Annotated in this window: 9 protein-coding genes; 3 read left to right on the top strand and 6 right to left on the bottom strand. The window is 57.8% G+C overall.

The window, feature by feature from the left end:
* Positions 1-71 precede the first annotated feature (71 nt).
* From FS819_RS14020 to FS819_RS14010, 3 genes are all read left to right on the top strand, one after another.
* Positions 72-1,538, top strand: a complete 1,467-nt coding sequence (locus FS819_RS14020) for a carotenoid oxygenase family protein (protein WP_156551522.1) — start codon at positions 72-74, stop codon at positions 1,536-1,538.
* Between the two features lie 325 nt (positions 1,539-1,863).
* On the top strand, positions 1,864-3,747 hold the full coding sequence (locus FS819_RS14015) for an FUSC family protein (protein ID WP_156551521.1): 1,884 nt from the start codon (positions 1,864-1,866) through the stop codon (positions 3,745-3,747).
* Between the two features lie 22 nt (positions 3,748-3,769).
* Positions 3,770-5,251 (top strand): aldehyde dehydrogenase family protein, encoded by a 1,482-nt coding sequence (locus FS819_RS14010; protein WP_156551520.1) that lies wholly within the window; start codon positions 3,770-3,772, stop codon positions 5,249-5,251.
* Between the two features lie 91 nt (positions 5,252-5,342).
* Here FS819_RS14010 and FS819_RS14005 read toward each other — a convergent pair whose 3' ends face one another.
* The 6 genes from FS819_RS14005 to hutI all read right to left on the bottom strand — a co-directional run bounded on the left by FS819_RS14005 (position 5,343) and on the right by hutI (position 12,254).
* Positions 5,343-5,945, bottom strand: a complete 603-nt coding sequence (locus FS819_RS14005) for a TetR/AcrR family transcriptional regulator (RefSeq protein ID WP_194417263.1) — start codon at positions 5,943-5,945, stop codon at positions 5,343-5,345.
* 161 nt (positions 5,946-6,106) lie between these two features.
* A complete protein-coding gene (locus FS819_RS14000) occupies positions 6,107-6,721 on the bottom strand; it encodes a HutD/Ves family protein (protein ID WP_234625136.1) in 615 nt (204 codons plus the stop codon).
* A gap of 1 nt (position 6,722) precedes the next feature.
* Entirely contained in the window at positions 6,723-8,396 is a 1,674-nt protein-coding gene (gene hutU / locus FS819_RS13995) for a urocanate hydratase (RefSeq protein ID WP_156551518.1), read from the bottom strand.
* A gap of 2 nt (positions 8,397-8,398) precedes the next feature.
* Positions 8,399-9,211 carry an N-formylglutamate deformylase gene (hutG, locus tag FS819_RS13990; RefSeq protein ID WP_156551517.1) on the bottom strand — a complete coding sequence of 271 codons (813 nt, stop codon included), beginning with the start codon at positions 9,209-9,211 and terminating at the stop codon, positions 8,399-8,401.
* Between the two features lie 257 nt (positions 9,212-9,468).
* Positions 9,469-11,004, bottom strand: coding sequence for a histidine ammonia-lyase (gene hutH, locus FS819_RS13985; protein WP_156551516.1), 1,536 nt, complete (start codon positions 11,002-11,004; stop codon positions 9,469-9,471).
* The gene (gene hutI, locus FS819_RS13980; protein WP_156551515.1) at positions 11,001-12,254 is read right to left on the bottom strand and encodes an imidazolonepropionase; all 1,254 of its coding nucleotides are present in this window, start codon (positions 12,252-12,254) and stop codon (positions 11,001-11,003) included. The genes hutH and hutI overlap by 4 nt, the downstream gene beginning before the upstream one ends.
* Positions 12,255-12,324: the final 70 nt, after the last annotated feature.

Here is a 12,324-nt window from a genome sequence, read left to right as displayed (position 1 = left end):
ACGTTTATAACTTGACGTCTGTCACATGGCTGTATATGTACAATATCGTACGGTTATGAAAGGTCAATCCGATGACAGTCCCATTTCCAAATAAGCCTGAATTTACTGGATCGCTCTACAAGCCGGCCCGTTTTGAAGGCCAGGTTTATGATCTCGAAGTGGAGGGCAAGGTGCCCGAGGAGATCGACGGCACGTTCTTTCAGGTTGCTCCCGATCCGCAATATCCCCCTATGCTTGGTGAGGACATTTTCTTCAATGGCGATGGCGCCGTCAGCGCCTTCCGGTTCAAGAACGGCCATGTGGATTTTCAGCGTCGTTACGTGATGACCGAGCGATTGAAGGCCCAGCGCGACGCCCGCGCCTCCTTGCACGGGATCTATCGCAATCCCTTTACCAATGATCCGAGCGTCAAGGATATTTCCAACTCCACCGCCAATACCAATGTCGTTGTTCACAATGGCAAGCTGCTGGCGCTGAAGGAGGATAGCCCACCTTATGCCCTCGATCCGATCACGCTTGAAACCATCGGTCTTTATGATTTCGATGGTCAGTTGACCAGCGCGACCTTCACGGCCCATCCGAAATTCGACCCAGAAACCGGCGATCTGCTGTGTTTCGGCTACGAGGCCAAAGGTGAGGCCACCCCCGACATCGTCTATTACGAGATCGACAAGCATGGCCGGATGAAGCGTGAAGTGTGGATCACCGCACCTTATGCCGCAATGATCCATGATTTCGCGGTCACGGAGCATTTCGTGATTTTCCCGTTGATGCCGTTGACGGCGGATCTGGAGCGGATGAAGCAGGGCGGCAAGCACTTCCAGTGGCAGCCGGGTCTGGATCAGCTCTTCGGCATTCTGCGCCGGGATGGCGACGGACGTGATGTTCGTTGGTTCAAGGCGCCCAACGGCTTCCAGGGCCATACGCTGAACGCCTTCGATGATGGCGGCAGGATCTTTGTCGATATGCCCGTCACATCAGGCAACATCTTCTATTTCTTCCCGCAATCGGACGGCACGGTGCCGCCGCCGGAAACCCTGTCTTCGCAGATGATGCGCTGGACCTTCGACATGCGGTCGAACGGCAACAATATCGAAGTGAAGCCGCTCACCAGTTTCGCTTGTGAGTTTCCCCGCAGCGACGACCGCTATTGTGGCCGGCAATATCGCCATGGCTTTGTGATCGCCATGGATCCGACCAAGCCTTTTGACGAAGCCCGGATCGGTCCGCGTCCGTTTCAGTTCTTCAATCAACTGGCGCATCTGGATATTGCAACCGGAAAGACCCAGCTCTGGTTTGCCGATGACCAGTCCTGTTTCCAGGAGCCGGTCTTCGTGCCGCGCCGGCCGGATTCGCCTGAAGGCGATGGCTATGTGATCGGTCTGGTTAATCGGTTGGCGGAGCGCGCTACGGATCTTCTCGTGCTGGATGCGCAACATCTGTCTGACGGTCCGATTGCGACCATCAAGTTGCCGATGCGTCTGCGCATGTCGTTGCACGGCAATTGGGTGCCGGGCGATCAGCTGAAGGCGGGTTGACATAGCCTGAAGGACGGCATTGGGCTGGAAACCGGGAACGATTTTCAGCCCAATGCGATAAAACCAAGACTTAGATCATCGGGCCGATCCCGATTTTCTGCACCGTTTTCTACAGTGGCATGCATTTTGTCAAGTGCATGTAAGTTACTGTAATAGTTCAAATTTTCGACATAATTTCGCATTGGATCGAGTTCAATCTAAGGAATTATGCGGTAAGGATATGGGATATTCGAAAGAGTATACGAATTGTCATATTTCATGACTTTCCGACTAGACATCAATCCGATACCGGACCCCGTTGCCGCCCTTGAAGAGAACCGACCGCATGTCTCCAGCAACAAAAAACACCACACGTGGCGATGTGAACCGGTGGCGGCGTCGATTTGTTTTCTTAAAAGGCCCCAGCGTCAGCTTTGCCTTGCGCACCACCATTGCCGCTATTCTTGCCATGGCATTGGCCACATTGCTGCAAATTCACCATCCCTACTGGGCGGCAATGACTGTGTGGCTGGTCGCCCAGCCCACCCGTGGCCTGGTGGTCGAGCGGGGACTGGCGCGGCTGGCGGGAACCATCGTCGGAGCCCTTTTCGGCTTTCTAATGCTCTGGCAATTGAGCGCTGCACCTGGCCTGCAGCTGTCGGTGCTGATTTGCTGGGTCGCGCTGTGCGCTGCGGCGGGATCGTTCTTTCGCCATTTCCGGTCCTATGGGCTTTTGCTGGCCGGTTACACCGCTGCCGTCGTCACCATGTCGGGTCTGATCGAGCCCCAGCTTGGCCATGAATTGGCCTGGTCGCGGATCGCCTGTACCCTGATCGGTGTGGTGGCTTCGCTTGTCGCCACGGTGCTTTTTGCACCGGGGGCAGCCAAGGACATGGTTCATACCCGCTCTCTTGCACTTCTGCGTCAGGCTCTGTCGCTTTCGGCGGCCCTGCTGAAAACCCCTGGGGAAACCATGGGGGGGGGCGTGGGTGAACCCGTGCAACAGTTCTTCTCGGTAGTCGTCCAGATGGATACTGATCTCGACACACTGGCTGCGGGCTCGCTCACAGGGCACCAGCGCGCCCGGTTCGCCCGTCACATTGCCGCCGCCTCGACCATTCTGGTCACCGAAGCGATGACGGCCCGCCAACTCGGCGAGCCGCAGATGCGGACGGAAAAGACCGCTGAAACATTGGCCGCTGTCGATCTGGCGCTGGGGCGTGGCGATATCGAGGCGGCCCATACTGCTGTCGCGGCAATCGGCGAGCACGCCCCGCAACTGTCGGCCGCGGTGACCGCTGCCATCGGTTACCTGGGTGAGCTTTCCGCTGTCCAGCCGGTCAATCGCCTGCTGGATCTCAATGCCTTGCGCATTTCGGACAAAAGGGCGGCAGCAATTGCCTTTTGCCGGACTTTCCTTGCGCTGAGCGCGGTGGCCCTGGTCTGGAAGCTGACTGGCTGGTCGTTGGGTCCGGTCATGCTGATGACAGCTGCGGTATTCGTGACGCTGTTTTCAAGCCATGAAGCCCCTCAGCTCGCGGTTGGCGAGGCATTGAAAGGGACGGTGTGCGGCGCAACGCTTGGCTTGCTCTCGCGGATTTTTCTGTTGCCGCATGCGGAAAATTCGCTGGACATGCTGTTGATGGTGGCGCCTTTCTTGGCCGTGGGCGCTTACGCCATGTCGCGTCCGAAAACCGCCAAAGCGGCCATTGATGGCAATATGTCATTCCTACTCGCTGCCCAGCCGGTTTTTCCGGTGGCGGTATCGCCTTGGCTTTCGGTGGAGCAGACCTTGGCGATGGTGGCGGGTGTTGCTGCTGCGGCACTCGCTTTTCGTTTTGTCTTTCCGGTCAATCATCGCCTGGTGCTGACAGTGCTGCGCAACCGTCTGACAGAAGATCTTGAGGTAACGGCCCGGCTTGCCAGCCATGAACAGGTGCTGCAACGCCGCTTCAGAATGATCCAGCGCATCCTGCGTATGGGAAGTCTGCGGCTCGTTGCGCCTTCAGAAACCAGCCGGGACGTGTTTCTGCTTCTCTGCCTTGTGACCATGCTGGGCCGTCTTCTGGAACGGCGTGGGCGTGATGACATCGCCTCGCTCGACAGGCGCTATGTCGATTTTGCACTCGAAGCACTGAAAGCCGCTCCTGAAAACTGGGAGCATCACCATTCGGTCTTCTTGACCCTGCTGAAACGGAATCCGGTCCTGGTTCCCCATACATCTCTCTGAATTTCAATTGTGGAGAAAAGCAATGAACGCGATCAACCGGTCGGAACCCTATTGCGCTTACAGCGGCCAATATATTGGCGGCGTCTGGCGTCCTGGCACCACAGGGGATGTCCTTAATGTCAACAATCCCTATTCCGGTGAGAGGATTGCCGAAATCGCGCTGGCCTCGGTGGAGGATCTCGATGCGGCCTATCTGGCCGCCGAAGCGGCGCAGCGCGATTGGGCAGATAGGCCCGCCAGCGTAAAGCGCGATGTCTTTCTGCGCGCCGCGCAAATCGTCGATCAACGGCATGCTGAAATCGTCGATATGATCATCGCCGAATCCGGCAGCACGCGCATCAAGGCCGAGATTGAGTGGGCTTCGGTGCGCGATACGATGCTGGAGGTGTCCGGCATGCCGTCGCGCGTCCAGGGCCGGATTATCCCCAGCGAAGTGCCGGGCAAGGATGTGCGGGTGCATCGCGCTCCTCTCGGGGTCATCGGGGTTATCAGCCCCTGGAACATGCCAATGCATCTGTCGCATCGTTCGATCGCGCCGGCGCTGGCGCTTGGCAATGCGGTGGTTGTCAAACCGGCGGAAGAGACCCCGATCAGTGGCGGGTTGATGATTGCCAAGATTTATGAAGAGGCTGGCCTGCCGGGCGGCCTTCTGAATGTGGTCGTCGGCCTTGCCGGGGTGATCGGCGACATGTTCACGCTGCATCCCGTGCCGAAGTTCATTTCCTTTACCGGATCGGCACGGGTCGGTCGTCATATCGGGCAGCTTGCCATGCAGGGCTCAACCTTGAAACGGGTCGGGCTTGAGCTGGGCGGTAATGCGCCTTGCGTTGTGCTTGATGATGCGGATCTCGATCTGGCCGTCCGGGGCGCGCTGTTTGGCCGCTTCCTGCACCAAGGCCAGATCTGCATGAGCACCAACCGGATCATCGTTGATGCCTCGATCTATGACGAGTTTGTCACTCGCTTTATTGAGCGCGTCTCCAAGCTTACCTATGGTGATCCCAGCCTCATTGGCACCAATATCGGCCCGATCATCAGCAAGCGCCAGCTTGATGGTATCCTGGCAAAAATTGAAGAAGCCAAGGCCTCCGGCATTCATCTGGCGCTGGGCGGCGAGCCGCAAGGCCAGGTCCTGCCGCCACATGTGTTTATTGATGTCGATAACAACTCGACGCTGGCCCAGACTGAACTGTTTGGCCCCGTTGTTCCGATCATCAAGGCTCATGGTGAGGAGGACGCGCTAAAACTCGCCAACCAGACCGAATTCGGACTTTCCAGTGCGGTTTTCACACGGAATGAAGGGCGTGGCCTGCGGTTTGCCAAGCGCATCCATGCCGGCATGACCCATATCAACGATATTTCCGTTGCCGATAGCCCCAATGCGATGTTCGGTGGTGAAAAGAATAGCGGTATCGGGCGGTTCAACAGCGATTGGGTCATCGCGGAATTCACCTGCGATCACCTGATCACCACCCAAAGCATTCCCCTGCAATATCCCTTCTGACCGAAGGCGCTTCGTTTATCGCACGGACACGACAGCATCAGACGTTTCATAAAACGCATGATGCTGTCGTTAATAGCCGTAGGCCAGCATTTCAGCGGCCATAAAGCGTCAGGATGGTGGTGGATGCATTTTTCGCTGCGGTCTCGATTTGCGCGTCATTCGGGCGATCAATCAGGCCCCAGAGGCAGTGTTCATAAAGACCCGCTTCGGCCACTGCCTTGAACTGTAAGGCCGCCATTGCGATATCTGGGATGGCAAGCGCCTGGCGTTCGACCAGATGCTCCAGCTTTTTTTCGATCTGGTCCAGCGTGGCCCGGGGTCCATTCTGATAGAAGATCCTGCCAAGCTCTTGAAAACGTGGCGCTTCGGCAATCACCAGCCGGTTGATGGCGAGAACCTCCGGCGAAAGCAGCAGCCGCAGGTAGGCGCGCGCATAGGCCGTCAGCGATTTTTCCACGGTGTCGCCAGCCTGATTGCTATCGGCCAAAGCTGCAAAGGGTTCGCGCCCCGCTTCAATCACATAGGCTTCGAACAAGGCTTCCTTGGAGGGGAAATGATTGTAAAGGGTCGATTTCGATCCGCCGACCGAGGCCGCGATCTGCGCCATATTGACGGCCCCAAATCCATGCTCCCGGAACAGATCCCCGGCAATCGTCAGGATCTGGCGTCGTTTCGTCTCGCTTTTTGTCCGCATTGGTTCTCTGGTCGGAATACATCGAAGATGCTGATGTATCCACACATTGAGGATCATCGCTATCCCTGATGCCTCATGGCTTCAAGTGTTCATTCTCCACGAGAATTATCCTAAAATTCTTGCCAGGTTAAGGTTCTATGTCGCAGAAGGAACAATCTTCTTCAGCTTTGATGTTCTGCATCCAGCGTCACGGTGAAGACATCGTACTGCGCCGTGATTGTCAGGTCCAGTGAATCTCCTGGCGAAAAGACCAGCGTATCGAAGCGGTGCAGGGAAATGGTTTGTCCATTGGCGATGATGGTGGCATCACCGTTGAAAATGGCCAATGTCGTGGTCGTGGTCGTGGTCGTGGTCGTGGTCCTGGGCCTGGGCCTGGTCGCCTGGCCGTGCAACACTTCCAGATTGCCCCTTTTCATGGTGTGGCGAAAGCGGCTGCGCCGGGTCATGATATTGAGATCCACCGTTTTGCTGCCAAGATTGCGACTGGAAACGGCCCAATCGCCGGAAAAGGCGAGGGGTTCACTGCCTTGTTTGAGTGCCACATCTTGGCCGTCTGATAGGGACAGAACCATGCCGTCACCTTCCAACAATCCAATACTGCGGTCCACACCGGGAAAGGTCGAAAAAGGGCCGTCCGCGCCGACATGGGCGATGGACAGCCGGTAATCGAAATCCCCAAGGCCACTGTCGGGCGGAAAAATCAGGATTTCCTCTGTCATGCCCTGGCCGTTCTTCCAGGGCATGCGGCGATAATCTTCCCGACGCAGGATCTGCATGTCAATTGCCCAGAATGCCAGGCAGGCGCAGGCCTTTTTCCTTGGCGCAATCCAGTGCAATGTCATAGCCCGCATCGGCATGGCGCATGACGCCGGTGGCCGGGTCGTTCCACAACACCCGCTCCAAGCGCCGTGCGGCATCATCGGTGCCATCGGCGCAGATCACCATGCCGGAATGCTGGCTAAAGCCCATGCCCACACCGCCGCCATGGTGCAGCGATACCCATGTGGCACCCGAGGCGCAATTGAGCAGCGCGTTCAGCAAGGGCCAATCGGATACGGCATCCGAGCCGTCCTTCATGGCTTCGGTTTCGCGGTTGGGCGAGGCGACGGAGCCGGAATCCAGATGGTCACGGCCAATCACCACCGGGGCTTTTAGCTCGCCGCTGCGGACCATTTCGTTGAAGGCCAGACCCAGTTTGTGGCGATCGCCCAGACCCACCCAGCAGATGCGGGCAGGCAGGCCTTGGAAGGCAATGCGCTCGCGCGCCATATCCAGCCAATTGTGCAGGTGCTTGTTGTCGGGCAACAATTCTTTCACCTTGGCATCGGTCTTGTAAATATCCTCTGGATCACCCGAAAGGGCTGCCCAGCGGAACGGACCAATGCCCCGGCAAAACAGCGGACGGATATAGGCTGGCACAAAGCCGGGGAAGGCAAAGGCGTTTTCCAGCCCTTCTTCCTTGGCGACTTGGCGGATATTGTTGCCATAATCCAGCGTGGGCACGCCCATGTTCCAGAAATCGACCATGGCGGCGACATGCACTTTCATCGAGGCACGGGCGGCGCGCTCCACGGCCTTCGGATCGCTCTCTTGCTTGGAACGCCATTCGGCCACCGTCCAGCCAGACGGCAGATAACCATTGATCGGGTCATGGGCCGAGGTCTGGTCTGTCACAATATCGGGACGGATGCCGCGCTTGACCAGTTCGGGGAAAATATCGGCGGCATTGCCAATCAGGCCCACGGATTTGGCTTCGCCTGCCTTGGTCCATTGGTCAATCAGCGCTAAGGCCTCATCCAGCGTGTGGGCCTTGGCATCAACATAGCGGGTGCGCAGGCGAAAATCGACACGGGTTTCATCGCATTCTACCGCAAGGCAGCAGGCACCGGCCATAACGGCTGCCAGCGGCTGCGCGCCACCCATGCCGCCGAGGCCGCCTGTTAGTATCCACTTACCTTTGAGGATGCCGTTATAATGCTGACGGCCCGCTTCCACGAAGGTTTCATAGGTGCCCTGCACAATGCCTTGCGTGCCGATATAGATCCACGAGCCTGCGGTCATCTGGCCATACATGGCCAGTCCCTTCTTATCCAGCTCGTTGAAATGGTCCCAAGTTGCCCAATGGGGCACGAGATTGGAATTGGCAATCAGCACCCGTGGCGCATCTTTATGGGTTTTGAACACACCGACTGGTTTGCCTGATTGCACAATCAGGGTCTCTTCTTCGGTGAGGGTTTTCAGCGTGGCAACAATGCGGTCAAAATCCTCCCAAGTGCGGGCAGCGCGGCCAATGCCGCCATAAACCACCAGCTCATGCGGACGCTCGGCTACGTCTGGGTCGAGATTGTTCATCAACATGCGCAAGGGAGCTTCGGTCATCCAGCTCTTCGCCGAAAGCTCCGTGCCGGTTGCGGCCCGTACATCGCGGATATTGTGGCGTGGGTTGGTCATGATCATTCCCCCTTTTGTTTCAGTTGAAACGCAATCTGTTCGATCCGCTCCAGAATGGCTTTGAGATGGGTGCGCAAACGACCCGCCCTGTCTTCATCATAGGCAAAGGGCGGTGCCTCGGTGGCAAGGTGCGAGGCTTGCGCCAACTCCATCTGAATGGCGTGAATGCCCGTGTCCGGCTTGCCATAATGGCGCGTTGTCCAGCCGCCTTTGAAGCGACCGTTGAGGATGGAGGTGTAACCTTCCGCTGACGCCGCGATCTCCACCGTTGCCGCTTCAATGGCGGCATCACAGGTACGGCCCATGTCGGTGCCGATGTTGAAATCCGGCAATCTGCCTTCAAACAGAAAGGGGATGTTGGCGCGGATGGAGTGGCAATCATAGAGCACGGCCACACCATGGATGGCTTTTGCCCGCTCGATTTCCGCCAAAAGGGCGGCGTGATAGGGTGCGTGAAAGGCTGCCAGACGTTCAGCAATATCCGTTTGCGTTGGTTCCTGCCCATCAATCCAGATCGATTGTCCGTCAAAATCCGTCTCTGGAATAAGCCCCGTGGTGTTTTGGCCCGGATAGAGGCTCACCCCCGCCGGATCACGATTGGCATCAATGACATAGCGATGGAAGGTGGCGCGAACCGTGGTGACGTTTGGCAACAGGTCTTTGTACAGATTGTGGATATGCCAATCGGTATCGGCCAGCAGTTTGCCGTTGTCGTTCAGGCGGTCCCAGATGGCAGGTGGCACATCCGTCCCCGTGTGCGGGAAGGCGAGGATGACGGGCGATGTGCCTTGGGTGATTTCGAAGACATTGGACATTTAAAATGATCTCCCTTGGCGCCTGGAGTTACCCCCCTCTGTCCTGCCGGCGTTCGTCTTTTGAAACGATTCGCTGGATCGTTTCATCGGCTTTGCCGACCAATCCTCACCCCCCACAAGGGGGGAGATCAGCAAGACGCGATGCCGAGTTCCATTATTTGGCCCCGCACTTTTCAACGAGTCGATCTCCCCACTTGAGGGGGAGATGGTCGGCAGACCAGAGGGGGGTAGACCCCACATAAAAACGCCCATTCCGCTCACCCCTCCAACCCCGGCAAAATCCCAGCCGATACACTGCCCACCAAAGCCCCATCAGCCACCAGAGCGCTGGCTGCCGCCAAGTCCGGTGCCATAAACCGATCTTCCTCCAGCGTCGGCACAACGGCGCGCAGGGTGTCCATGGCCTTTTGCAGCTCCGGGCTGGTGGTGAGGGGTGCGCGAAATTCCACGCCTTGGGCGGCGGTGAGAGCCTCAATGCCAATGATGGCAAACAGGTTTTCGGTCATTTGCAACAGGCGCCGCGCACCATGGCAGGCCATGGAAACATGGTCTTCCTGATTGGCAGACGTTGGCGTTGAATCCACGGAAGCCGGATGGGCCATCTGCTTGTTTTCACTCATCAAGGCAGCAGAAGTGACTTCGGCAATCATCAGGCCGGAATTCAGGCCCGGCCTTTTCGCCAAAAACGCAGGCAAGCCGTAGGACAGGGCCGGGTCCACCAACAGCGCAATACGCCGCTGGGCAATGGCACCGATTTCACACACGGCAATGGCAATCTGGTCCGCAGCAAAGGCCACCGGCTCGGCGTGGAAATTGCCGCCAGACACCACACTGTCATCGGAGAGCACCAGCGGATTATCCGTCACTGCATTGGCCTCGATTTCCAAGGTCCGGGCGGTCATCCGCAGCAGATCAAGGCAGGCTCCATCCACCTGCGGCTGGCAGCGGATGCAATAGGGGTCTTGGACGCGCTCGTCACCATCCAGATGGCTTTGGCGGATCACCGAGCCTTCCAGCAAGGCGCGCAAGCTTGCAGCCGTATCAATCTGGCCCTTGTGGCCGCGCAGGGTGTGAATATCGGCCGTAAACGGTGCCGAGGAACCCATGGCGGCATCCGTAGACATCGCCCCGGTAATCAATGCCGCTTGCGCGGCACGATGGGCGCGGAAAAGGCCTGCCAAAGCCAAGGCGGTCGAGGCTTGCGTGCCATTGATCAGCGCCAGTCCTTCCTTGGCTGCCAAAACAACCGGAGTGAGGCCAGCGCGTTCCAGCGCAATCCTGCCCGGCAGTTTTTCACCCTGATAGAAGGCTTCTGCCTCACCCATCATCACCGCAGCCATATGGGCCAGCGGGGCCAGATCACCAGAGGCCCCCACGGAACCCTTTTCCGGGATCAGCGGAATCACGCCTTTTTCCAGCATGGCCTCAATCAACCGCACCAGTTCCAGCCGCACGCCGGAAGCGCCACGGCCCAGCGAAATCAGCTTGAGTGACAGGATCAGCCGCACAATATTTTCAGCCAGTGGCGTGCCGACGCCGCAGCAATGAGAGAGAATGAGGTTACGCTGAAGCGTGGCGGTATCGGCTGCATCAATCTTGATGGAGGCCAGTTTGCCAAAGCCGGTGTTGACGCCGTAAACCGGCTCATTGCCCGCAGCAATCGCGGCAATGCGGCTTGCTGCGCGCTCAATGCCCGCATCAAAGCTGCGATCCAGAACGGCAGGCTCACCATGCCAATAGATTTTCGCCAGATCGGCCAGCGGCACGGAGCCGGGGTGAAGGGTAATGGTCATAATGGCCCCTTGTTGTTATGCGTCATTGTTATTGTGTTTTGGCCGCGCCACACCCGCTGGTACAGCGGGTTAAAGCCCATGCGGTAGACAAGCTCAGACAGTTCAGAAATATCCCAGATGGCAAGATCAGCCGATTTTCCGGCCTCCAGCGTGCCAATCTGATCAAGCCGACCCAGTGCGCGGGCGGCCTCGCGGGTCACGCCAGCTATGCACTCCTCCACTGTCATACCAAACAGGGTGGCGCCCATATTCATGGTCAGCAGCAGCGAGGTCAGCGGCGATGTGCCGGGGTTGTTATCGGTGGCTAGCGCCATCTTGGTGCCGTGTTGGCGAAAGAGATCAATCGGCGGCTTTTTCGTCTCGCGGATGAAGTAAAAGGCACCCGGCAGCAGCACTGCCACGGTGCCTGCTTTCGCCATGGCATCGGCTCCTGCCGCATCGGTATATTCCAGATGATCCGCTGAGAGTGCGCCATATTCGGCAGCAAGGGCAGCACCCGACAGATTGGAAAGCTGATCAGCATGGAGTTTCACCGGCAGGCCCAAAGCCTGTGCCGCATCAAACACAACGTGCATTTCAGCGGGTGAAAAGGCAATGCCCTCGCAAAACCCATCTACCGCATCAACAAGCTGCTCTGCATGGGCGGCTGTCAAACCGGGAAGCACCACCTCGCGGATAAAATCACCATTGCGGCCCTTATACTCTGCGGGCGTGGCATGAGCACCGAGATAGGTGGTAGTGATGGAAACGGCGCGCGTATTGCTGAGTTTTTTTGCTGCCCGCAGCATTTTCAGCTCATCGTCCACCGTCAGCCCATAGCCGGATTTGACCTCAATGGTGGTGACACCCTCGGCCAGAAGCGCATCCAGACGTGGCAGCGTTTCGCGCAGTAAATCCGCCTCACTCGCCGCCTGCACCTTTGATACGGAAGAGACAATGCCGCCACCCGCCCGGGCAATTTCCTCATAACTCGCACCTGCCAGCCGCATTTCAAATTCATGGGCGCGGTTGCCCGCGTGGACCAGATGGGTATGGCAATCCACCAGACCGGGAGTGATCCAGCGGCCCTCGCAATCAGTAACCTCGGCGGCATTCAGCAAGCTGATGGGCAGTTCGGCCATTGGGCCAGCGTAAACAATCTGCCCGTCGCGCACCATCAGCGCACCATCCTCAACAATGCCGAGGCCCGAAAGTTGCGGATTGAGCGTTGCCAACCGCGCATTGGTGAAAATGCGATCCAGATCTGTCATGCTGATCCCTTGTTATTGCGGTTCAGGCTGCATTGCGCCTCACCGATTTTCCTATTATGTATATACTTAA

This window comes from Allorhizobium sp. Av2, assembly GCF_021462805.2.
Taxonomy (GTDB): Bacteria; Pseudomonadota; Alphaproteobacteria; order Rhizobiales; family Rhizobiaceae; genus Allorhizobium; species Allorhizobium vitis_G.
Note: the sequence above shows the minus strand (reverse complement) of the source record. Positions and strands in the feature narration are given on the sequence as shown.

Coding starts and splice junctions, on each gene's coding strand:
- FS819_RS14020 (WP_156551522.1), top strand. CDS start 72: ATGACAGTCCCATTTCCAAATAAGCCTGAATTTACTGGATCGCTCTAC.
- FS819_RS14015 (WP_156551521.1), top strand. CDS start 1,864: ATGTCTCCAGCAACAAAAAACACCACACGTGGCGATGTGAACCGGTGG.
- FS819_RS14010 (WP_156551520.1), top strand. CDS start 3,770: ATGAACGCGATCAACCGGTCGGAACCCTATTGCGCTTACAGCGGCCAA.
- FS819_RS14005 (WP_194417263.1), bottom strand. CDS start 5,945: ATGCGGACAAAAAGCGAGACGAAACGACGCCAGATCCTGACGATTGCC.
- FS819_RS14000 (WP_234625136.1), bottom strand. CDS start 6,721: ATGCAGATCCTGCGTCGGGAAGATTATCGCCGCATGCCCTGGAAGAAC.
- hutU (WP_156551518.1), bottom strand. CDS start 8,396: ATGACCAACCCACGCCACAATATCCGCGATGTACGGGCCGCAACCGGC.
- hutG (WP_156551517.1), bottom strand. CDS start 9,211: ATGTCCAATGTCTTCGAAATCACCCAAGGCACATCGCCCGTCATCCTC.
- hutH (WP_156551516.1), bottom strand. CDS start 11,004: ATGACCATTACCCTTCACCCCGGCTCCGTGCCGCTGGCCGATCTGGCG.
- hutI (WP_156551515.1), bottom strand. CDS start 12,254: ATGACAGATCTGGATCGCATTTTCACCAATGCGCGGTTGGCAACGCTC.